Annotated in this window: 21 protein-coding genes and 1 pseudogene; 13 read left to right on the top strand and 9 right to left on the bottom strand. The window is 71.6% G+C overall.

Annotated features, from left to right (window positions below):
* Window positions 1-72 precede the first annotated feature (72 nt).
* On the bottom strand, window positions 73-1,023 hold the full coding sequence (locus BH708_RS16075) for an ROK family protein (protein WP_076810033.1): 951 nt from the start codon (window positions 1,021-1,023) through the stop codon (window positions 73-75).
* Between the two features lie 49 nt (window positions 1,024-1,072).
* Between BH708_RS16075 and BH708_RS16070 the strand changes: the two genes are divergently transcribed.
* The 3 genes from BH708_RS16070 to BH708_RS16060 all read left to right on the top strand — a co-directional run bounded on the left by BH708_RS16070 (window position 1,073) and on the right by BH708_RS16060 (window position 3,647).
* On the top strand, window positions 1,073-1,906 hold the full coding sequence (locus BH708_RS16070) for a creatininase family protein (RefSeq protein ID WP_076810032.1): 834 nt from the start codon (window positions 1,073-1,075) through the stop codon (window positions 1,904-1,906).
* A complete protein-coding gene (locus BH708_RS16065) occupies window positions 1,903-3,021 on the top strand; it encodes a mandelate racemase/muconate lactonizing enzyme family protein (protein ID WP_076810031.1) in 1,119 nt (372 codons plus the stop codon). The genes BH708_RS16070 and BH708_RS16065 overlap by 4 nt, the downstream gene beginning before the upstream one ends.
* A gap of 152 nt (window positions 3,022-3,173) precedes the next feature.
* Window positions 3,174-3,647 (top strand): CvpA family protein, encoded by a 474-nt coding sequence (locus BH708_RS16060; protein ID WP_076810030.1) that lies wholly within the window; start codon window positions 3,174-3,176, stop codon window positions 3,645-3,647.
* 9 nt (window positions 3,648-3,656) lie between these two features.
* Here the strand turns inward: BH708_RS16060 and BH708_RS16055 are convergent, their stop codons facing one another.
* Window positions 3,657-4,280, bottom strand: a complete 624-nt coding sequence (locus BH708_RS16055) for a TetR/AcrR family transcriptional regulator (RefSeq protein ID WP_076810029.1) — start codon at window positions 4,278-4,280, stop codon at window positions 3,657-3,659.
* Window positions 4,281-4,504: 224 nt separating this feature from the next.
* Here BH708_RS16055 and BH708_RS16050 point away from each other — a divergent pair, with 224 nt between their 5' ends.
* The 8 genes and pseudogenes from BH708_RS16050 (at window position 4,505) to BH708_RS16020 (ending at window position 13,377) form a co-directional block, all read left to right on the top strand.
* Entirely contained in the window at window positions 4,505-5,815 is a 1,311-nt protein-coding gene (locus BH708_RS16050; RefSeq protein ID WP_076810028.1) for an MFS transporter, read from the top strand.
* Between the two features lie 177 nt (window positions 5,816-5,992).
* Window positions 5,993-7,252: an MFS transporter gene (locus BH708_RS16045; RefSeq protein ID WP_076810027.1), complete on the top strand. Its 1,260-nt coding sequence runs from the start codon at window positions 5,993-5,995 to the stop codon at window positions 7,250-7,252.
* A gap of 153 nt (window positions 7,253-7,405) precedes the next feature.
* The gene (locus BH708_RS16040) at window positions 7,406-9,646 is read left to right on the top strand and encodes a phosphatase PAP2 family protein (RefSeq protein WP_076810026.1); all 2,241 of its coding nucleotides are present in this window, start codon (window positions 7,406-7,408) and stop codon (window positions 9,644-9,646) included.
* 144 nt (window positions 9,647-9,790) lie between these two features.
* Entirely contained in the window at window positions 9,791-10,501 is a 711-nt protein-coding gene (locus BH708_RS16035; RefSeq protein ID WP_076810025.1) for a TetR/AcrR family transcriptional regulator, read from the top strand.
* A 33-nt stretch (window positions 10,502-10,534) separates the two neighbouring features.
* Window positions 10,535-11,110 (top strand): annotated as a pseudogene (locus BH708_RS20435) (acyl-CoA dehydrogenase family protein); the annotation flags it as partial.
* Window positions 11,111-11,228: 118 nt separating this feature from the next.
* Window positions 11,229-11,678, top strand: coding sequence for an acyl-CoA dehydrogenase family protein (locus tag BH708_RS20430; RefSeq protein WP_253705580.1), 450 nt, complete (start codon window positions 11,229-11,231; stop codon window positions 11,676-11,678).
* Between the two features lie 41 nt (window positions 11,679-11,719).
* Window positions 11,720-12,496 (top strand): glucose 1-dehydrogenase, encoded by a 777-nt coding sequence (locus BH708_RS16025; protein WP_076810024.1) that lies wholly within the window; start codon window positions 11,720-11,722, stop codon window positions 12,494-12,496.
* An 83-nt stretch (window positions 12,497-12,579) separates the two neighbouring features.
* On the top strand, window positions 12,580-13,377 hold the full coding sequence (locus BH708_RS16020; protein WP_076810023.1) for an enoyl-CoA hydratase/isomerase family protein: 798 nt from the start codon (window positions 12,580-12,582) through the stop codon (window positions 13,375-13,377).
* Between the two features lie 151 nt (window positions 13,378-13,528).
* Here the strand turns inward: BH708_RS16020 and BH708_RS16015 are convergent, their stop codons facing one another.
* Entirely contained in the window at window positions 13,529-13,810 is a 282-nt protein-coding gene (locus tag BH708_RS16015; RefSeq protein ID WP_076810022.1) for a DUF2277 domain-containing protein, read from the bottom strand.
* A gap of 211 nt (window positions 13,811-14,021) precedes the next feature.
* On the opposite strand from BH708_RS16015, the gene BH708_RS16010 reads away from it, so the two are divergent.
* Window positions 14,022-15,326 (top strand): ABC transporter substrate-binding protein, encoded by a 1,305-nt coding sequence (locus BH708_RS16010; RefSeq protein WP_076810021.1) that lies wholly within the window; start codon window positions 14,022-14,024, stop codon window positions 15,324-15,326.
* Window positions 15,323-16,597 (top strand): sulfatase, encoded by a 1,275-nt coding sequence (locus BH708_RS16005; RefSeq protein WP_076810020.1) that lies wholly within the window; start codon window positions 15,323-15,325, stop codon window positions 16,595-16,597. The genes BH708_RS16010 and BH708_RS16005 overlap by 4 nt, the downstream gene beginning before the upstream one ends.
* A gap of 39 nt (window positions 16,598-16,636) precedes the next feature.
* Here BH708_RS16005 and BH708_RS16000 read toward each other — a convergent pair whose 3' ends face one another.
* The 6 genes from BH708_RS16000 to BH708_RS15975 all read right to left on the bottom strand — a co-directional run bounded on the left by BH708_RS16000 (window position 16,637) and on the right by BH708_RS15975 (window position 22,807).
* Window positions 16,637-17,839 (bottom strand): ROK family transcriptional regulator, encoded by a 1,203-nt coding sequence (locus BH708_RS16000; RefSeq protein ID WP_157236002.1) that lies wholly within the window; start codon window positions 17,837-17,839, stop codon window positions 16,637-16,639.
* A gap of 144 nt (window positions 17,840-17,983) precedes the next feature.
* Window positions 17,984-19,138, bottom strand: a complete 1,155-nt coding sequence (locus BH708_RS15995) for a serine hydrolase (RefSeq protein ID WP_083713687.1) — start codon at window positions 19,136-19,138, stop codon at window positions 17,984-17,986.
* Window positions 19,139-19,203: 65 nt separating this feature from the next.
* Window positions 19,204-19,740, bottom strand: coding sequence for a thioesterase family protein (locus BH708_RS20555; RefSeq protein WP_076810018.1), 537 nt, complete (start codon window positions 19,738-19,740; stop codon window positions 19,204-19,206).
* On the bottom strand, window positions 19,737-20,717 hold the full coding sequence (locus tag BH708_RS15985) for a 3-hydroxyacyl-CoA dehydrogenase NAD-binding domain-containing protein (protein ID WP_076810017.1): 981 nt from the start codon (window positions 20,715-20,717) through the stop codon (window positions 19,737-19,739). The genes BH708_RS20555 and BH708_RS15985 overlap by 4 nt, the downstream gene beginning before the upstream one ends.
* Complete coding sequence (locus BH708_RS15980; RefSeq protein ID WP_076810016.1) at window positions 20,714-21,610, bottom strand: 3-keto-5-aminohexanoate cleavage protein; 897 nt, start codon at window positions 21,608-21,610, stop codon at window positions 20,714-20,716. The genes BH708_RS15985 and BH708_RS15980 overlap by 4 nt, the downstream gene beginning before the upstream one ends.
* 81 nt (window positions 21,611-21,691) lie before the next feature.
* Complete coding sequence (locus tag BH708_RS15975; protein ID WP_253705366.1) at window positions 21,692-22,807, bottom strand: TetR family transcriptional regulator C-terminal domain-containing protein; 1,116 nt, start codon at window positions 22,805-22,807, stop codon at window positions 21,692-21,694.
* Window positions 22,808-22,861: the final 54 nt, after the last annotated feature.

Raw genomic sequence — 22,861 nt, 5'->3', positions numbered from 1 at the left:
AGACGGCGCCCGGTCCCGCGCCTCTCAGCCGATCGCATGAGCCCGACGAGGAGGTGCTCGGTCCCGCGCCTCTCAGCCGATCGAGGTCAGCCCGCGATGCAGCAGCAGGGCCACTCCGCCCAGCAGCGTGGAGTCGTCCTCGCCGAGGGAGGTCGTCACCAGGCGGGGCTCGGTCTCCCCGCCCGTGCGCGAGAGATCCTGCAGGGTCTCCAGGATCGTGGCCCGGAAGCCGTCCGAGGCCTGCGCCGCCTCCCCGTGCAGGATGAACAGGCCGGGCATGCACAGCTGCTGGATGTTCGCGAGCCCCACGGCGATGTTCCGCGCGTACTCGGCGACCACGGCGGCCGCCCGCGGATCGGACGCGGCGCGGGCCTCCCAGCCGACGAGGTCATGGACGGGGATCTCGAGGGCCCGGCCCTGCTCCCGCAGCCAGGCGCTGGTCGCGATCGTGCGCCAGCAGCCCCGCTTTCCGCAGCTGCAGGCGATCTGACCGGAGGCCACGGTCATGTGCGCCCCGCTGCGGCCACCATCGGGCGCGAGGATCATGCCCTGGTAGAGGATCCCCACCCCGAGGGTGCTGCCGGTGGCGACGGACGCGAACGTCTCCTCTCCCTGGCCGGCCCCGAAGTAGTGGTCGCCCTGGACCTGCAGCCGCGCCCGGTGCTCCAGCAGCGTCGGCGCCCCCACCACCGCGTGCAGATGCTCCGCGATCGCGCAGCCCTCGAGGCTCGGCATGTCCACGACCTGCACCATCGTGCCGTGCGCGGTGTCCAGCACGCCGCCGGCGGAGATCACGCACCCGCCCAACCGGCTGCTGCGCGCCAGCCCCGTCGCGACCCGGTCCACCTCGGCCAGGATCTCCGAGCGCGGGGCCGACGGGTCGAATCTCGCCTCCCGCCGCGCCCGGAACCGGCCGGCGGCATCGATCAGCGCCCCCTGCACCCGTCCCGGCAGCAGTTCCAGGGCGAGGAACGAGCCGTTCCGTGAGGCGGGCGGCTCGAACGACAGGACACGACCGGACATGCGCACACAGTAGCCCCGCCGGGAGACGACCACGACACAGGAGCACCCCATGCCTTCACTGACCTCGCTGCGACGACAGGACCTCGCCGAGCTCGCCCCCCGCAGCGTCGCCGTGCTGCCGATCGGCTCCCTCGAGCAGCACGGCGAGCACCTGCCGCTGGGCACCGACTCCCTGCTCGTGGAGGCCGTGGTCGAGCGCGCCCTCGGCGAGCGCGAGGATGCGGTGCTGTGCCCCACGCTGCCCTATGGCTTCAGCGGGCACCACCAGTTCGCCGTCGCCCTCAGCCTTCCGCCGAGGACTGTGCTCGACGTGCTCTCCGCACTGCTGGACTCCCTGGTCGCCGCGGGATTCCGCCGGATCCTCGTGGTCAACGGCCACGGCGGGAACATCGAGATGATGAGCCAGGCCGTGAAGCTCGCCGCGCTCGAGCATCCGATCCTCGCCGCCTGCTGCAGCTATTGGCAGCTGGTCACGAACACCTCCGGCGGCCCGGGCCATGCGGGGCGCTTCGAGACCGATCTGATGAGCGCGGCCCACCCCGGCCTGGTCGGTCCGGAGGGGCACGGCCCGAGCGAGCTGCCGCTGTTCGACCAGGAGTTGGTGCCGGGCCTCCACCTCGAGCGCCACGGCGAGTGGCCGCGCACCGGCGGGGTGACCGACCCTCCCGGCGACGGAGACCCCGCCCGCGGCGAGGCCACGCTCACCGAGGCGGCGGCCGCGCTGGGGGCCTGCCTCGACGCGCTGCTCGCCACCGCCCTGCCTCCGGAGGCGGGTTCTCGCGAAGGAACAGCAGGCACCGCCGAGGACACAGCAGCCACCCCCTCGGGCGCCGTGCCTCCCGAGCGCACAGCAGGCGCCCCCGACGAAGGAGAGACCGCATGAAGATCGTCGACCTCGAGGTCAGCGTGGTGAACCTGCCGATGCGCAAGGGGTTCACCTCGTCGTTCGAGACCAAACAGGGAGAGACCCGCACCATCGTGCGGATACGGACCGACGACGGCCTGGTCGGCTGGGGCGAGACGATGTGGGGCGCGCCCGTGGCACGCCTGGTGCGCCAGCTGGCCGAGGACGTGATCGGCACCGACCCCCGCGCCCTGGAGTCCTTCCACGCCCGACACCGCATGCTGCCCTTCTTCCACGGCTACCTCGGGTACGCCGCCCTCGCCGCGATCGACGTGGCGTGCTGGGACCTCCTGGGCAAGGCCGCCGGGATGGGCGTGGTGGACCTGCTCGGCGGGCGGGTGCGCGAGCAGATCCCGTTGACCGCGCTGATCACCCGCTCCGACGGCGACGAGCGCGACTACCCCGGCTCCCTCGCCGACGCCACCGAGCAGATCGTGGCCGAGCACGGCTTCACCGCCGTGAAGCTCAAGGGAAGCACCGACGCCCGGGCCGACGTCGCGATCATGCAGGCCCTGCGCGAGCGACTGCCCGAGGTGGAGCTGCGGGTGGACCCCAACGCCGCCTGGAGCGTGCCCGAGTCGATCCGCGCCGGGCACGCCCTGGAGCCGCTGGGGCTCGAGTACCTCGAGGACCCCTGCCAGGGGCTGGAGCAGATGGCGCGCGTCGCCGAGGCCGTACGGATCCCGCTGTGCACCAACATGTGCGTGGTGCGCTGGGAGGACCTCGCCCCCGCCGTGCGGCTGAACGCCGTGCAGGTCATCCACGGGGACGTCTACAAGTGGGGCGGGATCGCGACCACCAAGCACCTCGCCGCCCACTGCGACGCCTTCGGGCTGGGCATGAACCTGCACAGCGGCGGCGAGCTCGGCATCGCCACCGCTGCCCACCTCGCGATCGTGGCCAGTACCCCCGTGCTCTCCAGCGCGATCGACTCCATGTACTACCTGCACGACGACGACATCATCGAGCCCCTGCCCTTCGAGGGCGGCCGCCTCCGCGTGCCCGACGGCGTGGGCCTCGGGGTCGAGGTCGACGAGGACAAGCTCGCCCACTACACGGCGCTCAACGCGCGCGAGGGGGATTACACAGGCTGAGGTGAGGGCGGTGCCGGGGAACGGTCTTGCGCGGGCGGGCGCGGCGCCGACCCCTCGCCGGCGGTGAGCAGCACCCCGGGGGCACACCGGCCACTCAGGCACCCCTGGCAGAATGACGGCCGAACGACCCGAACACTCCCGGGAGGTGGATCATGGGCTGGATCGTCGACGTGGTGATCGTGCTGATCCTGGTGGGCACCACGGCCTCCGGCCTGCGGTCGGGGTTCGCAGCGACCCTGGGGTCGCTGCTGGGTCTCGCCGCGGGAGCGGTCGCGGCCGTGTGGGCGCTGCCGCTGGTCTCCGACGCGGTCGACCCGCCCTGGCGCACTCTCGCCGTGCTCGGTTCGCTCCTGGCACTGCTGCTGATCGGCAGCGGCATAGGCGGCTGGATCGGGCACCTGGTGCGCCGCGGGGCCGACCGCTTGCACCTGGGGATCATCGACCGTCTGCTCGGGGGAGCGCTCGGGCTCGTGATCGGCCTGGTCGTCGTCTACCTGGCCGGGGCCGTGCTCACCGGGACCGACGCCGCCGCGCTCTCCTCCGCACTGGACTCCTCCCGCCTGCTGCAGATCGTGGACGACACGACGCCGGAGCTGCTGGACGGCGTGCTGGATCCGCTGCGCTGACTGCCGCCCCTACGGCCGCAGCAGCTCCTCGAACAGCTCCAGGCTCCCCTCCAGGTCCACCGTCTCCTCCAGCAGCCACTGAGTCTGCAGGCCGTCGGAGGCCGCGACCAGCAGCGCAGCGAGCTTGTCCGCGTCGAGACCGGGGCGCACCTCCCCCGCCTCCTGCTGGCGGCGCAGCCGCTCGGCGGTCTGCTCCCGCACGCGCTCGAACCGTCGGACGAAGTAGTCGCGGGTCTCCGTCCGCTCCTCCTCGAGCGAACCGGCGACGAGCGTCGAGTAGAGCTGGACGTAGCCGGGCAGATGGACGTTGACGCTCGCGGCGTCGACCAGATTCTCCACAGCTCCCCGGCGACCGTGTTCCTCGCTCTCGCGCAGCTCGTTGCGGTGCTTCTCGGTGTGCTCGTAGAGCGCCAGCAGCAGCTGCTCCCGGGAGCTGAAGTAGTGCAGGAGCGCGCCGTGGGAGACGCCGATCTCCTCGGCGACGCGGCGCAGCGAGGTCCCTTCCGGGCCGCGCTCGCGGAACACCTCGACGGCGCGGTCGAGGATCTCCTGCCGTCGGGCGACGCCCTTGGAGTAGGAGCCGCGCCGCCCGATCGGGGCGTCGTCGTCCGAGGTCTCGCTGCGTGGGGCCATGACGGGATCCTACTGATCGACACAAAACCTCCGCCAGCATGTTTTCGGTTATGCTCGCCGTCGGCCCACGGCTCGACGGGTGCTTCAGGCACCTGGTGCGCGTTGTCGGGCCCCCGCACCGACGACGCTGTCCCGCACCGGGAGGTACGCATGACCGCAATGACGCAGCACTCGCCCACGACCCCGGCACCTCGCCCTGTCACGACTCCGGCGGGAGCCGATCGATGAGCCCGCAGGACGCCGCGCTCGCTCCGGAGAAGCACGAGATCGACAGCAGCGACGCCGCCCTGTCCGAGCCGACGGCCCCCGTCGGCCGCGGGTTCATGGCCCGCTACGCCCTGGCCTACTTCGGGATGTGGGTGGCGCTGCTGACGCCGACCTCGCTCACGCTGGGCGTGCGGACCAAGCAGGTCGCCCCCGACGGCGCCGCCGAGCTGCTCTCGCTCGTGCTCGGGGTCGGCTCGGCCCTGGCGATCGTCTGCAACCCGCTGTTCGGCAAGCTCAGCGACCGCACCCGCTCCCGGTGGGGGATGCGGCGGCCGTGGATCATCGGCGGGGCGCTGGTCGGATGCGTCGGGCTCGCCCTCGTGGCGCTCGCCCCGTCCGTGCCGCTGCTGGTGCTGGGCTGGGCGATCACCCAGGGCTCCTTCAACGCCGTGCTCGGTGCTCTCACAGCGGTCCTGCCGGACCAGGTGCCCTCCGCCCAGCGCGGCCGTGTATCCGGGCTGCTGGGCCTGTGCGGCCCGCTCGGCATCGTCACCGGCACCTTCGTCGCCTCCCGGGTGGACCAGAGCATCGTGGCCATGTTCCTGGTGCCCGCAGCCATCGGTCTCGTGACGATCCTCTGCTTCGGCCTCACCCTGGATGACCGCCGGCTTCCGCGGGCTCATCCGCTGCCGGCGTACCGGATCGGGGAGTTCCTGCGCAGCTTCTGGGTCAATCCGCTGCGACACCACGACTTCGGCTGGGCCTGGTTCAGCCGGCTGTTCATGAACTGGGGCTACGCGACCGGCACCACCTACCAGGTGCTCTTCCTGACCGACGGGCTCGGGTTCGAGGTCTCCGTGGTGGCGGGTCTGACCTTCATCGCGACCTCGGCCCTGCAGGTGACGGCGGTGGTGTTCAGCGGCTTCGGCGGCTGGCTCTCCGACCGGATCGGCAGCCGCAAGAAGGTCGTCGCGATCGCCGCCGGGTTCCTCGCCGCGGGACTCGGGATCGTCGCCTTCTCCGGCTCCTTCTCAATGTTCATCGTCGGGGTCGCGATCGCCGGCGTGGGCCAGGGCCTGTACGTCTCGGTCGAGCTGGCGGTCGTCGCCGAGGTGGTCACGGACCCGAGCACCGCCGCCCGCGACTTCGGCGTCTCCAACATCGGCAACACCCTCCCCCAGACGCTCGTGCCGGCGATCGCCCCGATCGCCCTCGCCGTGCCGCTGCTGAGCGGGGGCGGCGACAACTTCACGGCCCTGTTCCTGCTCGGCTCGGTGCTCACCCTGGCGGGCGCGGTGCTGATCCTGCCCGTGAAGGCGTTCCGGTGAGGACGACAGCGGCAGCGAGGGGTCTTCGATAGCGAGCGAGGGGCCACGATCACGGGAGGCCCGGAGATCCCTCACCCTCCCTGGCCCCTCGCCCGCCCCGGCCGATAGGATCGAGCCATCCCTCACCGCTTCCAGCGTCGGCAGCGATGTCCCTGCCCGAGCCGCGCTGGAGGATCCATGACGCCGCACCCCGCGACGCCGCACGCACCGTTGTCCGCCGGCCGCCTGCGGCTGGTCATCCTGGCCATGTCGCTGGGCGCCTTCGCGATCGGCACCACCGAGTTCGCCAGCATGGGGCTGCTGCCACAGATCGCGGACGACCTCGAGGTGTCCGTCCCGCAGGCCGGCTTGCTGATCACCCTGTACGCCCTCGGCGTCGTGATCGGTGCGCCGCTGGTGACGATCGCCGCCGTGCGGATTCCGCGCGCCCGGCTGCTGGTGCTGCTGATCGCCCTGATCGGGCTGGGGAACCTGCTCTCGGCGATGGCCCCGGACTTCTCCGTGCTGGCCACCGCCCGCTTCGTCGCCGGGCTGCCCCACGGCGCCTACTTCGGTGTCGCCTCGCTGGTCGCCGCCAACCTCTCCCCCGCGGGCCGACGCGCCCGCTCCGTATCGCTGGTGATGCTGGGCCTGACCATCGCCACGATGATCGGCGTCCCCGCCTCCACCGCGCTCGGCCAGGCGATGGGCTGGCGCACCGCCTACCTGATCGTCGTGCTGGTCGCCGCGGTCTCCACCATCGCGATCTGGCGTCTGGTGCCCGAGCCCCCGAACACCGCGGGAGCCGGCGCGACCGGCTCGATCCGCGGGGAGCTGCGGGCCCTGGCCCGCGTCCAGGTGTGGTTCGCGCTCGGCATCGGCGCCATCGGCTTCGGCGGCATGTTCGCCGTGTACAGCTACATCGGCGAGATCGTGCCGGGTGTGATGGGCCTGGGCGAGCGGGCCGTGCCGCTGGCGCTGCTCGTGTTCGGCGTCGGCATGACGGTCGGCAACATCGTCGCCGGGCGCCTGGCCGACCGCAGCCTGTACGGCACCATCTTCCTCGGGATGGTGGGCATGGCGCTCAGCCTGGCCGTGTTCGCGCTCGTCGCCCAGAACGCCGTCGCCGGGATGATCCTGCTGTTCGCGATCGCCGTGACCTCCCAGCAGATGGGCCCCTCGCTCCAGCTGTTCCTGCTGGACGCCTCCCCCGACGCGCCGTCGCTGGCCGCCGCCCTGCACCACTCCGCGCTGAACATCGGCAACTCCCTGGGCGCCGCCCTCGGCGCGGCCGTGCTCGCCGCGGGCTGGGGCCTGCTCGCGCCCGCCTGGACCGGCGTCGTGCTCGCCGTGCTGGGCCTCGGGATCGCGTCCTGGTCGTTCCTGGTGCACCGTCGGCAGCAGGCCCGGACCGAGGAGATCGCTCCGTCACATCCCGAGGTGTCGGTGCCCTGCTGACCTCAGCGTGACCGTGGTGGCGTCCGCGCCACCGCGCACCTGGGCGACCGGATATCGCGTGCCGGCCGCGCCCCGTTCACACCCGGTTCATGGCGGCTCTCTACGGTGTCTGCGTCCTTCACCAGCGCTCCACCCCGCCTAGAAAGGCGCCCCATGAACGGCTCGCCGCGCCCTCTCGCCCTGTTCGCCTGCACGGCGATGATCTCCGCCCCCGCCTTCGGCATCGCTTCGCCGGCGCTGGCCGATCCAGGTACGAGCGGGCTCCTCGACGATTCCGCGATCGCTCCTCATGCAGCCCCGTACGGATACTTCGTCGAGCAGTGGGACACGAACACGAGCGAGAACCTCGACCCCTCCGAGAACGCGGCCGTCGGAGTGCTGAGCGAGATGGAGGAGATCTGGATTCCGGGGTCCGAGTGGGACAACGGCACGATCGTCGATGCCGCCGTCGCGGGCTCCAACATCGAGCAGTCGATCGCCATCTCCCAGGGGGCGAGCGATGCCGAGCAGGAACGGGCGTACATCATCGATCGTCGGCACCAGAACTACACGGCCACCGAGGGCCTGGGTCCGTACGCCGAGGCGTACCGTGAGAGCGTCGGCGTGGGGACGACGATCCCCGATGAGGTCCCTGCCGAGGCGTCCACGCAGAAGTTCAGCGACGAGGGCAACGCCCACGGGGTCTGGGCGGATGCGGACGGCGAGCTCGGTGCCACCGTCCGCCTGGTCGACGCCATCCGCGATCACTCGGCGACCTCGAACAACGCCAAGGCGTACTACCAGTACCCGCGGCCCTTCCGCTGGTCCGACGGGGTCGACGTGCCCACCTTCGCGGAGCCGCTGCAGAAGCCCGTGGAGGAGGCGGCCGACGACGCCGGATTCCCGTCCGGGCACACCAGCGCCGGCGGCATGGCCACGCTCGGCCTGGCCTATTCCTTCCCCGAGGAGTACGACGATCTGCTGCTGACCTCGAGCGAGATCGGCACCAGCCGCATCCAGCTGGGAATGCACTCCCCGCTCGACGTGATGGGCGGGCGCCTGTTGAGCACGGCCATCACCGCCGGGGCGCTCCACGACCCTGCTCTCTCAGAGGTCACGGAGGACGCCGCGGCGCAGGGCAGCGCCTGGATGGACGACCAGCAGGACGCGGGAGTCGTCGACGAGGACGACGACTACGACGCCGACCTCGCCGCCTACACCGACTTCTTGACCTTCGGGTTCGAGCCGTCCGGGAGCACCGAGGAGGCGATGCGCGTGCCCAAGGGCGCCGAGACGCTCCTCGAGACGCGCTTCCCCTACCTCGATGACGGACAGCGCCGGTGGGTGCTGCACTCGACCGGGCTCGACTCCGGGTATCCCGTGCTCGACGACGCCGAGGGATGGGGACGGCTGAACCTGTTCGCCGCCCAGGGCGGCTACGGCGCCTTCGACACGAACGTCGCCGTGACCATGGAGGCGGCAGCCGGCGGCTACTCCGCAGAGGACGACTGGAAGAACGACATCGACGGGGCCGGCTCGCTGACCAAGGACGGCTCAGGGGTGCTGACCCTGTCCGGGGACAACTCCTTCACCGGGGGCGTCGTGCTGGCAGGAGGGATGCTGCGTGCCGCGAGCTCGACCGCTCTGGGCACGGGCGACGTGGCCGTCGACGACGGCACCCTCGCCGTCGAGGAGCCCGCTCAGCTCGCCGGTGACTTCTCCCAGGGAAGCGACGGGTCTCTCTCGCTGATCGCCGCACCAGAGGCCGCGCTGCAGGTCGAGGGCTCCGCCACGCTGGCCGGCACCCTGCGCCTGGTCGTTCCCGAGGATGCGGATCTCGCCGGCGGGCTCACGCTCCTCGAGGCCTCCTCCATCACCGGCAGCTTCGACACGGTCGAGATCGATGGACTGCCCGAGGGCTCCGAGGCCGATCTGCTGGCCGTCGACGGATCGCTCGTGCTCGCCCCATCAACCGAGACCCCGGGCACCGAGGGCACCGAGGGCACCGAGGGCACCGAGGGCACCGAGGGCACCGAGGGCACCGATCAGAGTGGCACGCCGGCCGAGGAGGATGCCGACGGGGCGACCCCGGTCGATGACGCGGGCGTCGATGACCAGGACAGCACGGTCGTACCGGACGGGACGCCCGATCCCTTCCAGAGCGCGGACACCGACGTCGCGGACGAAGCCCCGGCCGAGGGCGACTCGGCCGCCGCTCCTGTCGAGGACTCCGACGGCATCACGCAGGCGGGGGCAGGTGCCACGACCGCCGAGCCCCCGACCGCCGATGCCGAGACCGGCCCCCTCGCGCAGACCGGTTTCACCGGCGGAATCCTCGCCGCCGCCGCGGCGGGCCTGCTCGCCCTCGGCGGCGGCGCGATCCTGCTCGCCCGCCGCGCCTCTCGACGGGGCTGACCCACCGGAGGCGATCTCGGCCGACGTGCTCTGACGGCTCGTCCGGGCCCGACCCTTGACCCGACTCGTGACCCGCGCCACACTCGTGGGTGAATAGTCGTTCATTTCTCATGAACGACGTTCACTCACCGGAGAGGAGCGGGCATGGCCGGCACCGACGCCGCGAACGCCCCGGCCGAGGCGGCCCGCGCGGCTCGATCCGATGCGCGCCGCCGGCAGATCCTGCTGGCGGCCGCCCCGTTGATGGAGAGGAACGGATCGCAGGCGGTCTCCATGCAGTCCGTCGCGACCGAGGCCGGAGTCTCCGTCGGCCTGATCTATCGGTACTTCTCCGGAAAGCAGGACCTGATCCAGGCCGTGACCGAGGGCGTCCTCGATGACATGGGGCGACGGATCTCCCAGGCGCTGGAACCGGAGGTGGATCCGGTCCGACAGATCGCCGGCGCCTTCGCCGCCTACTGCACCGTGGTCCGCGACCACCGCCAGGCCGTGATGCTGACGTATCGCGAGTCGAACACGCTGGACGAGGCGGGCCGTCAGGTCATCAAGGAGATGGAGATGCGCACCGTCGCGCCCCTGCGCAGCGCCGTGGACACTGCCGTCGAGCACGGGCTGCTGCGCCCGATCCACACCGAGCTCTACGCCTACGACCTCCTCACCATCGCCCATTCCTGGGCGCTGAAGCACTGGTACTTCGCCCCGCGCGTCACCTTCGAGCAGTTCGTCCGCTCCCAGACCGCCCTGATGCTCTCCACGGCGATCCCGCCGGATCACCGCAGCCGATATCCCGACCTCCTCGGGGACCTCGCCGAGGCGCATGCCCCCGGGGCCGGTCCCGCCGTGTCCCGCTCGTGACACCGCCCACCCCACGATCGCCCAGGAGGACCCATGGATTTCGCCGTCGACGACGCGATGCAGGGCTTCATCGATGCGGCGGCGGACGTCGCCTCCCGGATCGCCCCCGACTACCAGCAGCGCGAACGCGACGGGTTCATCGACCCGGAACTGCGCCGGCAGATGGGATCCCGTGGGCTGATCGCCCCGGAGCTCCCCCGTGATCTGGGCGGACGCGACGAGCGGGCGCTGACCACCGGCATGCTCACCGAACAGATCGCGCGCGGGGACATCACGGTCGCCTACGTCCAGGTGATCGGCTCTCTCGTCGGCCAGATCCTGGCGCGCACCGCCCACCCCGAGCTGGCGGCGCGCTGGGTCCCGCAGATCACCAGTGGCGCGGACATCGTGGCGATCGGGCTGTCGGAGCCGGACGCCGGGTCCGACGCCGGCAATCCGTCGATGACCGCCCGACCTCGAGACGGCGGCTGGCTGCTTCGCGGCACCAAGTCGATGTCCTTCGCCATGCATGCCGGGGCCGCCGTCGTGTTCGCCCGGACCGCCCCGGAGGGCCGCGGACGCGGCATCACCGCCTTCCTGGTGGAGCTGGACCGCGACGGGATCCAGCGACGGCCTTCCCCCGACGCGGGGACGAGGGCCGTCGGCCGCGGCGGGATCGACTTCACCGACACCTGGATCCCCCCCGGAGAACCAGCTCGGGGAGCTCGGCGCCGGGTTCACCGCGGTCATGCAGGGCTTCGACTTCTCCCGCGCCCTCATCGGTCTGCAGGTGATCGGCGCCGCGCAGGTCACGCTCGAGGAGACCTGGGAGTACACCGGCGAGCGCACGGCCTTCGACCGACCGTTGAGCTCCTTCCAGGGGGTCGCCTTCCCGCTGGCCGAGGCGGACACCCTGCTGGCCGCCGCGCGGCTGCTGTGCCAGAGGACCCTGTGGCTGAAGGACGCCGGGCTGGAGCACACGAAGGAGGCCGCGATGTGCAAGTGGTGGGCGCCGAAGACGGCCTACGACGTCATCCACCAGTGCCTGCTCAGCCACGGCCAGTGCGGCTATCTCACCGACCGGCCGATCGAGCAGCGCCTGCGCGACGTGCTCGGGCTGCAGATCGGCGACGGCACCGCCCAGATCATGAAGCTGGTCATCGCCCGTCACAGCGTGGACCGCCAGCTCGCCCCGTGATCCGTCCGCCCACCACCCCACCCGAGACCAGGAGCGAGACCATGGCCGAGAACGCGGCCCCCGCCACCAACGACCACGACCTCACCGGACGGATCTGTCTCGTCACCGGTGCCGGCAGCGGCATCGGCCGGGGCATCGCCACACGACTGGCCGCCGAGGGTGCGGTCGTGGCGGTCGCCGACATCGACGAGGACTCGGCGCGCTCCGTCGCGGCGGAGCTCGGCGGGGATGCCCTCCCCGTCGCCGTGGACATCACCGACCGCACGAGCGTGGATGCCATGACTTCGCAGGTGACGGACCGCTTCGGCCGGATCGACGTGTTGGTGAACTGCGCCGGCTGGGACAAGGTGGGGTACTTCCTGGAGCAGGACACCGCGATCTGGGACCGCATCATCGCCATCAACCTCTACGGCGCCCTGCACTGCTGCCAGTCGGTGGTGCGCGTGATGACCGAGCAGGGCCACGGCACCGTGGTCAACGTCGCCTCCGATGCCGCCCGGGTGGGATCCTCCGGTGAGGCGGTGTACTCCGCCTGCAAGGGCGGGATCGTCGCATTCACGAAGACCCTCGCGCGCGAATCCGCCCGGTCCGGCATCACCGCGAACGTGGTCTGCCCCGGCCCGGCGGACACTCCTCTGTTCGCTGAGATGTCCGAGGACAGCCCGAAGCTGCGCGCATCCCTGGAGCGCGCGATCCCGCTGCGCCGGCTCGCCCAGCCGGAGGACCTGGCCAACGCCGTCGCGTTCCTGGCCTCCCCCGCCTCGCGCTACATCACGGGCCAGACGCTGTCCGTCTCCGGCGGGCTGACCATGGCGTGAGAGCCCGGGATCCCATGCCGGCATCCGCATCGCCCCGAGCAGAGAGCAGAGAGCAGAGAGCAGAGAGCAGAGAGCAGGAGACCATGACGGACCAGCAGCAGCCCACGAACGTCGAGACGATCCGCACCGAGGTACGCGACCACGTCGGGACCATCACTCTCGACCGCCCGGCGCAGCGCAATGCCCTGACCCGCGGCGTGCTGGCCGAGATCTCGCAGATGTTGGACTCTTGGGGGGCCGAGGAGGCCGTGCGCGGGATCGTCCTCACCGGCAGCGGTCCGAAGGCCTTCGCGGCCGGGGCCGACATCTCCGAGCTGGCGGGCTGGACCCTGACCGACGGATTGGCGGCTCCCATGCAGCGCCTCTGCGACCGGATCCAGGACTTCCCGAAGCCCACCCTCGCTGCCCTGAACGGCGTGGCGATGGGCGGCGGATTGGAGCTCGCCATGAGCTGCGACATCCGGATCGCCGCCGATCACGCGACGATGGCTCTGCCCGAGGTCGGTCTGGGGGTGCTGCCCGGCGCCGGCGGCACCCAGCGGCTGTCCCGCCTGGTGGGCACCGGGAGAGCGCTCGAGATGATCCTGACCGGCAGGACCCTCACCGCTGAGCAGGCGGAGCGCTACGGCCTGGTGACGACGGTGGTGCCCGCCGCGGACCTGCTCTCCACCGCTGCGGAGATCATGGCCACCGTGCTCGGCAAGGGTCCGCTGGCGATTCGTCTGGCCAAGCTGGTCATCGGCCCGGGCAGCGACACGGACCAGCGGACGGGGCTGCTGCTGGAGCAGCTGGCGCAGACGCTGCTGTACACCACGGAGGACAAGGCCGAGGGCGCCGCGGCGTTCCTGGCCAAACGCGCGCCGGAGTTCGACGGGCGGTGAACCGTAGGGCGCTGTCGGGTCCGCGAGCGCCCGGCGGCGACGGCGTGCACCCGCGCCGGGCACCTGGCCGCTGCCGACCGCCCGACGAACGCGTCACCCGTCCGGGGCGGTCACCAGGACATGTCGGATGCGCTCGAGCGCGACCTCGGCCTCAGGACGCGGCGCTCTGCGGGAACCGCTTCGCGTTCCTCGCCCGCGCCTTCTCCCGTTCGACCTCGCGGTCCTTCGGCGGGGCGGACGTGACCAGCTCCGCCAGCAGATGCTCGGTGGTGTGGGCGATCTCGGCGACGGCCCGTTCGAACACCTCCGTGTTCGCCTGTGACGGCTTGGGCATCCCGCTGACCTTGCGCACGTACTGCAGGGCGGCGTCACGGACCTCCTGGGTGGTGGCCTCCGGCTCGAAATTGTGGAGCGGTCTGATGTTCCGGCACATGCCGCAAGGCTGGCACGCGGGGGCCTGCGCGGCAATGGTTCCGGGGCGACGGCTCTCCAGCGCGGTGGCAGTCGATGAGCACCCACGCACCGAGCGTGGGCACGGGTTGACATTAATAGCATGCAAGCGACAAACTGAATCCGGATGTCGGGCGCGATCGGAGATGCCCGCACGACCACGGAGATCACTCAGAGCTGAGGTTCGAATCCACATGTCAGCAACACATCTCTCTCGACGCGCGCTGGTGCGGAGCCTCGGCATCGGCGGTGCCCTCGCCGTGACCGCCGCGGGCTGTGGCCCCAACGCTCCGGGCCCCACGTCCTCCGACGGATCATCAACGCTGCGCTTCTCCTGGTGGGGCAACAGCGATCGGGCCGAGCTGACCTCGGCGGCACTCGATGCCTTCGAGGCCGCGCATCCCGACACCCCTGTGAGCGGGGAGTGGGGCGGATTCGACGGCTACTTCGACAAGCTGGCCACGCAGACGGCCGGCGGAGGCGCCGCCGACGTGTTCCAGCTCAATGAGTGGAACCTGCGCGAGTACGCAGACCGCGGCGCCCTGACGGACCTCGCCGAGCACGGCTTCTCGGTCGCCGCCTGGGAGGAGGGCGCCGCCGCCGGCGGTCAGGTCGACGGCACGACGATCGGTGCGACAGCCGGCATCGGGCTGCAGGCGGTGGTCGCGAATCCTCAGTTCTTCGACGAGGTGTCGGTGGAGATCCCGGACGACACTCTCTGGACCTGGGAGGAGTACCACGAGCTCGCACGCGAGCTGACGCAGAAGTCGGCCGACGGGTCGTACGGCACCAGTTTTCAAGCGTCGGACCAGATCACCTTCGGGTTCTATGCCTCCCAGCTGGGCGCCGAGCTGTTCGATCGCGGGGCCCTCGGGATCGGGACCAGCGAGGCCGAGGAATGGTTCTCGATGTGGTCGGCGATGGTGGAGGACGGGACGTCCCCGGACCCGTCGGCCGCCCTGGAGAACCTCACCGCCGAACCCGGCGAGTCGCTGCTGGGCCAGGGGCGTCTGGGCCTGCAGATCATCCCGGCGAACATCGCGATCGAGTTCGAGCGGACCCTGGGGCTGGAACTGACGCTGCTGCGGATCCCGACGCTGACCGGCAGCCCCGCCGACCTCGGCATGTGGTACCGACCGAGCATGTTCTTCTGCACGTCCGCCACCTCGGCCCACCCGGATCTGGCCACCTCCCTGATCGACTTCCTGCTCAATGACGTCGCGGCCGGGGAGATCCTGCTCGCCGATCGCGGCGTCCCACCGAACACGGAGGTGCGAGCGGCGATCGTCGATCAGTTCTCCCGGGCCGACGCACGGGTCGTCGAGTACACCGAGAGCTGCGCCCCGGACCTTCGGACAGCGCCCGAGCCGCCTCCCGCCGGCGCCGGCAGCCATCCCGGGATCCTCGGGCTCCACGCCGAGGACGTCCTGTTCGGGCGCGCCGCTCCGCACGAGGCGGCCCGAGCCCTCCTCGACGAGCTGTCGGCGGCGCTCGGATGAGCCCGGCGACGGACGCACGGCCCCATGTCGTCATTGTGCACTGGCACGACCTCGGCACCTGGCTCTCGCTGTACGGGCACCAGGTCCCCAGTCCACATCTGGCCGCCTTCGGCCGCGAGTCCTTCACCTTCACCCGCTGCTTCAGCACGAGCCCTCTGTGCAGCCCGGCGCGAGGCGCCCTGTGGACCGGCCGTTACCCCCATGCCAACGGGCTCCAGGGCCTGACGCATCGGGGCTGGGAGTACCACCCCGGGGAGCGGACCCTGCCGATGCACCTGGCGGAGGCCGGATTCCACACGGCTCTCATCGGACTCCAGCACGAGTCCCGTGACGAGGCACGTCTCGGCTTCGACGAGACGGACAGCGACGGCTCCCATCGAGCCCCGGACGTCGCCGATCGCGCCTCGCGCTGGCTGGTGGAGCACGCCGAGGACGAGCAGCCCTTCCTCCTCACCTGCGGTGTCCTCGAGGTGCACCGCGACTGGCCGGAGGAGCGCTACCCACCCCTGGATCCCGAGGCGATCGATGTGCCCTCCTACCTGCCGGACAACGCGCTGACCCGTTCCGATCTCGCGTCCTTCGCGCGCGCCATCGAGGTGGCCGACGAAGCGTTCGGACAGATCGTGGCGACGCTGCACGAGACCGGACTCGCGGAGCGGACCATCGTGGTGTTCACGACCGACCACGGCGCCCCTTTCCCCCGCGCGAAGAGCACTCTGTACGACCCCGGCGTGAACGTCGCGCTCCTGATGCGCCTGCCCCGGGGCGTCGCGTCCCAGGAGCCCGGCGAGGTCCCCCACCTCGTCAGCCACGTCGATCTGGTCCCCACGCTGCTGGACCTGTTGGAGATCGAGACGCCGTCCTCGATCCAGGGGACGAGCTTCGCGCCGACGCTCCGGGACGGGGCGCCGCCGGGACGCGAGCACGTGTTCCTGGAGAAGACGTATCACGCCGACTACGACCCGATCCGGGCTGTGCGGACCTCCCGGCACAAGTACATCGTCAACTTCGAGGACGGACCTCTGCTCGACCTGCCCCCGGATCTCGAGGACTCACCGACGCGGAGCGGCATGGGCCAGGACCATCTGCGACCACGCCCCCGGCGCGAGCTCTACGACCTGCGCGAGGATCCCGATGAGACGAGGAATCTCGCCGACGACGAGGACCATGCCGACCTGGTGCAGAGCCTGCACCGTCATCTGATCGATTTCCTCTCGGACACCGAGGACCCCCTGCTGGACGGTCCGGTGCCTCCGCCTCGCACACCCTGATCCGCACCGGGATCCGCCGCGGGGAGAGGTCCGATGCGATCAGGGGGACGGCGTCGCGGACTCGACCTCGAGGTCCTCGCCGAGCAGCGGAGCGTTCACGTAGCCGTGGACCGCGAGCGCTGCCGAGGCCCGGGCCCAGTTCCCGCCCGCCGTGGGCGCGCGATGCTCGATCCGCACATCGCGGCCGACGATCTCCCGGTACCGGCCCCGAATCAGAGCGAGACACTCCTCGATCTCCTCCGGGGTCCCGAACGTCCCGCGCAGGATCGTGAGATCGGGGTCCACGAGGTCGATGAGCGGCGGCAGGACGAGGCCGAGCTCCCGGACGCGCCCGGCACGCAGCGCCGTCAGCTGGTCCGCATCCTCCGGTGCGGTCTCGAGGAGATCCTGCTGCCGGGATCCGGGCGGGAGGGCGCCGGTGGCGATGGCCCTCTCGAGCAGCGCGTCGTCCGTGCAGGTCGCGGCGATGCACCCCACCTGGCCGCATCCGCAGCGCTGCTCGGAGCCGGGGACCTGGATGTGCGAGACGATCCCGCCTGTGCCCCGGCCGCTCCACACCAGCTCCTCCTCGCGCATCTGCGCCAGTCCGATCGAGCGTCCGACGAGGATGGTCAGCACGTTCCCCCGCATCCCTGCCCACCAGTGGTGCTCCACCGCCAGGGCCCGGACGTTGGAATCGACCCACACGGGCAAACCGGTCGTCGACCGCATCGCCTCGGTCATGACGTCGTATCCGATGTCCCAGGGTCGGGGCCCGAGCGAGGCCAGACGATCCTCCGCCCACGGAGTCGCCACGCCGATCCCCACGACTGCGGATCCCTCCAGCTCGTCGATGACCTCGCGAGTCAGGAGGGCGGCGTCGCGTGCCCTCGCCTCCGTGGAGGAGCCGCCCGCCGGTCGGGCCGCGTCATGGATCCGCTCTCCCCGCAGCGTGAAGGCCCCGACGGTCGTGCGCTGCGGGTGCAGATGCGTCCCGACGACGAGGACCTCGGGGCCGGGGAGGTCGAGGGGCAGCACCGGGCGGCCGGCAGCCGCGGGGGATCTCACCGCGTCCCGCTCGACCAGGGCGCCACGCTCCAGCAGGTCTCGCACCGATCTCGTGATCGTGGTGAAGCTGGATCCGGTGGCGGCTGCGAGCTGCTTCCTGCCGACGGGCCCGTCGCGCAGGATCGTCCGCAGGATGGCCGACGCCGTGCCGTTGCGCTGGCTCTCCATGAGCTGGGTCCGTCCGGTCCTGTTCACCTCGCCCATCCTATGGATTCACCGCGCCCGTCGCCCGCAGGCCGGATCCGAGCGAGAGAGCATGATCGATGACCTCGTCGTCGACGGCGTCGAGATCCACCCGGCGCACGTGCGCTCGGCGCGCTCTCCACCGACCCCATCGCCTCACACCTGGGCGAGCACCGTCAGCAGGTCCTTCACGCGTCGGTCCGCGTCCTCGCTGCGCATCTCGTTGGGCAGGAAGGAGAACGCCAGGTCCTGCTCGGGCCAGGCACCGTGCAGCCCGCCCCCGGCACCGGTGTGGCCGAAGGCCGGACGCACGGGGCCGTAGGTGCCGATCGGGTCGTCGAGCTCGTAGCCGAGCCCGAAGCGCACCGGACGGTCGTTGATGGCGTCCTTCCCCTGCGACCAGGTGCGCGTCGCCGTCGCCAAGGTGTCGGTGGGGATGACGGGGGCGTCCGGAGCGATGAGCAGCGAGTACAGCGTCGCCATCGCGTCGGCCGAGCCGATGCCGCCGCCGGCGGCGAGCTCGGCGGCATGGTGGGCGCGGGTGTTGAAGCTCGGGTTCTTCGCGGTGAGGGAGCTGCCGTACATGCGGTCGACGATCGCACGGCGCTCGGGATCGTCCTGCAGGTAGGTGGAGATCCGGTACCCGGAGGCGCGGAACACCGGGGCGACCCGGGCTTCCTCCGCCTCGGGCAGCCCGAGGTGGACGTCGAGGCCGAAGGGCTCGGCCAGTTCGGTGCGCAGCAGCTCCCCGACACCTCTGCCGGTCACCCGGCGCAGGATCTCCGCCATGAGATAGCCGTAGGTCATCGCGTGGTAGGCGACCTTCGTCCCCGGCTCCCACAGGGTCGGCTGCGCGGCGAGACGCCCGGCCATCAGGGCGTTGTCGAGCCGCTCACCCTCGCCGCTCGGATCGGGGTCGACGTAGGGCAGCCCGATCGAATGGTCCAGCACGTGGTGGACGCGGGCGTCGGCCTTGCCCTGGGCGGCGAACTCGGGCCAGTACTCGGCGACCGGCGCCTCGGGGTCCAGCCGGCCGCGACCGATGAGGATCGCGGCCAGCGTCGCGGTCAGCCCCTTGGTGCCGGAGAACAGCACCGCCATCGTGTCCGCGCTCCACGGGCGGTCCGGGGCGGCCCGCCCGCCGTGCAGCTGCAGCAGCGGCTGCCCTCCTCGGTGGACGGAGAAGGCCATTCCGCCCTCCCCCGCGGCGACATGTCGCTCGAAGGTCTCGGTGAGGCTCTCGATGACCTGGTCGGGAAGACCGGTGGCGGCGCGGACGGTGACGGCGGACAGCGGGGCGGACGAGGACATCGGGTATCAGCTCCAGGGACGAGATGGGTGAGGCGGGGTTCGCCCGGGCCGGGGCGCCGTGCGGGTCAGATCCGGATCGCGCGCCCGAGCCAGGCGGGCGCGGACCCGTCGGGCCCGCCAGGCCCTTCAGGTCCGTCGGACCCGGCAGGCCCTTCAGGTCCGTCGGCCCCGGCGGGCCCGTCGGCCACGTCGGTCGGCGTCACGATCTCGGCGATCCGCGCGGCGACCTCCGCCGGGAAGGCCGTGGCGCGCGCCGGCTCCCCGGCCACGTGCAGGCACAGGACCTCCTCGGTGGCGACCAGCTCGCCGCCGACGCGCATCTCGTGCGCCAGGTGCAGCTTCTTGGCCGCCCGCCCGGCGATGGTGGTGGTCACCTCGAGGTCGGCGCCGCGCGGCACCTCCTGCAGGTACCGCACGTGCGCCTCCACGGTGTACAGCGAGGCGCCCGCCTTCTCGCGTGCGACGGGGCCCAGCCCGATGCGCTCCATCACCTGGTCGGTGGCGAAGCCGAACACCAGCACGTAGTACGCCTCGGAGAGGTGGCCGTTGTAGTCGATCCACTCCTCGCGCACCGGGGTCCGGTAGGCCGGCAGCGCGCTCACGCGGCATCCGCTCGCAGCTGGTCGATCAGGGTGCGCACGGCGATGATCGCCCGGTCCCGCTCGGCGACCAGGTCGGGGACGGTGCGGCCGTCGGCCTCCTCGTCGCAGCCGGCCACCACCGCATCGCGCAGCTCCTCGGTCAGCTCAGGCGCCTCCAGCCGGGTCCACGGCGATTTCAGGGACGGCCCGAAGTGGTCGAGCATGTGGGCCATGCCGCCGGTCCCCCCGGCGAGGTGGAAGGTGAGCATCGGGCCCTGCAGGGGCCAGCGCAGACCGGGGCCGTCGGTGATCGAACGGTCGATCTGCTCGACCGTCGCCTCGCCGTTGTCCACCATGTGCAGCGCCTCCCGCCACAGCGCCTCCTGCAGACGGTTGGCGATGAAACCGGGCACCTCGCGGTCCATGGTGATCACGGACTTGCCCAGGCGCTCGTACCAGTCCGAGGCCCACGCCACGGCCCCCGGGGCGGTGGCCTCACCGCCGACCACCTCGACCAACGGGATCAGGTAGGGCGGGTTGAAGGGGTGGCCGACGACGAGCCGTTCGGGATGCGCGGCCCGGACGGCCATCTCCGTCATCGAGTAGCCGGAGGTGGAGGAGGCGATGACCACCCCGTCGGCCGCGAGCGCATCGATCTCCGCCAGCAGCTGCTGCTTCATCTCGAGCACCTCGGGGGCGCTCTCCTGGACGAACTGTGCGCCGTCGAGCGCTTCGGCGAGATCGGTGTGCACCGTGATGTTGCGCGGATCGGCGTTCTCGGCGAGCCCGAGCTCGGTCAGGGCCGGCCAGGCGGCGTCGATCAGCGCTCGGACGCGCTCGCCCGCCTCCGGGGAGGGGTCCCAGGCCTGGACCCGGTAACCGCGGGCGAGGAAGTAGGCGGCCCAGCCGCCGCCGATGGTGCCGATGCCCACGCAGGCGATGGTGGTGACGTCCTCCGGATCGGGGGCGTCCGGTGCGGGGGTGGGAACGGTGCTCATGCGGTGGGTGCCTTCCGGTCGAGGTGGAGGATGTCACGGGCCTCGTCGGGCGTGGCCACGGCGTCGCCCAGGGAATCGATGATCGAGCCGGCCTCCTCGACCAGCTGGGCGTTGGTGGCCTTGACGCCCTTGCGCAGGTACAGGTTGTCCTCCAGCCCCACGCGGACGTGCCCGCCCAGCAGCACCGACTGCGCCACCCAGCGCAGCTGGTCGCGGCCGATCGCGAAGGACGTCCACTGCGCGTCCTCGGGGAGCATGTGCACCATGGCGTCCAGCAGCCCGGGGTTCGCGGGGGCGCCGTAGGGGATGCCCATGCACAGCTGGTACAGCGGCGGCGGGGCGATCAGCCCCTCGGCGACCATGACGTTCGCGAACCAGAGCTGACCGGTGTCGAAGATCTCCATCTCCGGCTTCACGCCGAGCTCCCGGATGCGGGAGGCTCCCTCGCGGAGCATGTCCGGGGTGCTGACGTAGAGCTGGCTCCCCTCGCCGAAGTTCAGCGATCCGCAGTCGACGGTGCAGATCTCCGGGAGCAGCTGCTCGACGTGCGCCAACCGGTCCAGACCGCTGACGAGGTCCGTGCCCTCCAGCTGGCGGGTGGGGGCCGACGGGTCGACCACCAGGTCCCCGCCCATGCCGGCGGTGAGGTTCACGACCGGGTCGACGTCGCTCTGACCGATCAGGCGCACCACCTCCCGGTACAGCTCGACATCGCGAGAGCCCTGCCCGGTCTCGACATCGCGCACGTGCACATGGACGACGGAGGCGCCCGCCCGGGCGGCGGCGATGGCGTCGGCCGCGATCTGCTCGGGGGTGACCGGGACGTTCTCGCTCTTGGAGGTGGTGTCACCGGCGCCGGTGAGGGCGCAGGTGAGGATGACCTTGCGGCTCATCGTTGGTTCCTTTCCTGGGTGTGGACGATGATCGGGACGGGGGCGCGGCGCCGCCGCGCGGGGACGGCGGCGGGCGCGCCGTCACGGGTGGGTGAGGACGACGCGGTCGAGGAAGTGGTGGATCTGGGCGCGCATCTGGGTGACGTCGAGCGTGCCGAGCAGCACCTTGATGCCGAGTCCGTCGATGAGGCTGGTCACCTGGGTGGCGAGGTCCTCGAGCGGGTCCGCGACGAACACTCCCGCCTCCTGGCCCTCGCGCAGCACGTCGAAGACGGTGCGGTACCAGCGCTGATATGCGTGGGCGTGGTTCTCCTGGGAGCCCGCCCCGACAGCCACCTCGGACCACGCCTGCAGCCAGATCGAGAACTCCCGGGAGCCGGCGCCCTCGGTGGGCAGCTGCATGCCGATGAGGTGCTCGAGCCGCTCGCGCGGCCCGCTGACCAGGTGCAGGGACGCGACCTGCCGGTCGAAGGCGAGTTTGACCGAATAGCGCAGCGCCTCCTCGAACAGCTCCCGCTTGGACGCGAAGTAGTAGTACACCGCCGCCGTGCTGACGCCGGCCTCCTCGGCGATCTCGGAGATCCGCACGCCGTGCAGGCCCCGGGAGGCGAACAGGTTCCACCCCACCTCCACGATGGCCTGGCGCCGGCGCACCTGCTCGGGGGTCTCTCGGACCCTTCGCGGCAGGCTCGCCGCGGCCGGTACGGCGGCGGGGCCACGGGCGGAGTCGGAGCCGGAGACCAGCCAGTTCACGGTGACTCCGCCGACGGTCGCGATGCGCACCAGCTCGGAGGGACCGAAGCGCCGGGTGCCCCGCAGCGCCTTGGACAGCTTGGTCTCCTCCAGCTCGATCCGACGGGCGAACTCCCGCTGCGCCAGACCCGAGTCGGCGATGCAGCGGCGCACCCGCGCGCGCACCGCCTCGGCGTCGTCGGCCGAGGGCCTGTCGGAGGCGGGCTCACCGTCGGACTCGTTCCGGGCCTGGGGAGCGGTCGCAGACCCGGGCCCGGCCCCGAACGCCGACGGGGCCACGGGCAGCGGGGTCTCCACGCCCCCCTGACCCGTGCTCGGGTCGTGGCCCGTGCCGGTGCCCGGGCCCGTGCTCGGGTCCTGTCCCGTGCCCGGGGCCCAGCCCGTGCCCGGGTCGTGGCCCGTGCCCGGGTCCGGGCCCGTGCTCGGGCGATGCGATGTCGGCACGATCTCTCCCCCTGTGTCGCTGACTGCTCGGCCGGCCGTGACCGCTCGGGCCAG

It is taken from the genome of Brachybacterium sp. P6-10-X1, assembly GCF_001969445.1.
Lineage (GTDB): Bacteria > Actinomycetota > Actinomycetes > Actinomycetales > Dermabacteraceae > Brachybacterium.
This window is presented reverse-complemented; position numbering and strand designations above follow the sequence as displayed.

Coding starts and splice junctions, on each gene's coding strand:
- BH708_RS16025 (WP_076810024.1), top strand. CDS start 11,720: ATGGCCGAGAACGCGGCCCCCGCCACCAACGACCACGACCTCACCGGA.
- BH708_RS16005 (WP_076810020.1), top strand. CDS start 15,323: ATGAGCCCGGCGACGGACGCACGGCCCCATGTCGTCATTGTGCACTGG.
- BH708_RS16065 (WP_076810031.1), top strand. CDS start 1,903: ATGAAGATCGTCGACCTCGAGGTCAGCGTGGTGAACCTGCCGATGCGC.
- BH708_RS15980 (WP_076810016.1), bottom strand. CDS start 21,610: ATGAGCCGCAAGGTCATCCTCACCTGCGCCCTCACCGGCGCCGGTGAC.
- BH708_RS16075 (WP_076810033.1), bottom strand. CDS start 1,023: ATGTCCGGTCGTGTCCTGTCGTTCGAGCCGCCCGCCTCACGGAACGGC.
- BH708_RS16015 (WP_076810022.1), bottom strand. CDS start 13,810: ATGTGCCGGAACATCAGACCGCTCCACAATTTCGAGCCGGAGGCCACC.
- BH708_RS16060 (WP_076810030.1), top strand. CDS start 3,174: ATGGGCTGGATCGTCGACGTGGTGATCGTGCTGATCCTGGTGGGCACC.
- BH708_RS20430 (WP_253705580.1), top strand. CDS start 11,229: ATGCAGGGCTTCGACTTCTCCCGCGCCCTCATCGGTCTGCAGGTGATC.
- BH708_RS16070 (WP_076810032.1), top strand. CDS start 1,073: ATGCCTTCACTGACCTCGCTGCGACGACAGGACCTCGCCGAGCTCGCC.
- BH708_RS16045 (WP_076810027.1), top strand. CDS start 5,993: ATGACGCCGCACCCCGCGACGCCGCACGCACCGTTGTCCGCCGGCCGC.
- BH708_RS15985 (WP_076810017.1), bottom strand. CDS start 20,717: ATGAGCACCGTTCCCACCCCCGCACCGGACGCCCCCGATCCGGAGGAC.
- BH708_RS16010 (WP_076810021.1), top strand. CDS start 14,022: ATGTCAGCAACACATCTCTCTCGACGCGCGCTGGTGCGGAGCCTCGGC.
- BH708_RS16035 (WP_076810025.1), top strand. CDS start 9,791: ATGGCCGGCACCGACGCCGCGAACGCCCCGGCCGAGGCGGCCCGCGCG.
- BH708_RS16040 (WP_076810026.1), top strand. CDS start 7,406: ATGAACGGCTCGCCGCGCCCTCTCGCCCTGTTCGCCTGCACGGCGATG.
- BH708_RS16020 (WP_076810023.1), top strand. CDS start 12,580: ATGACGGACCAGCAGCAGCCCACGAACGTCGAGACGATCCGCACCGAG.
- BH708_RS16050 (WP_076810028.1), top strand. CDS start 4,505: ATGAGCCCGCAGGACGCCGCGCTCGCTCCGGAGAAGCACGAGATCGAC.
- BH708_RS16055 (WP_076810029.1), bottom strand. CDS start 4,280: ATGGCCCCACGCAGCGAGACCTCGGACGACGACGCCCCGATCGGGCGG.
- BH708_RS15995 (WP_083713687.1), bottom strand. CDS start 19,138: ATGTCCTCGTCCGCCCCGCTGTCCGCCGTCACCGTCCGCGCCGCCACC.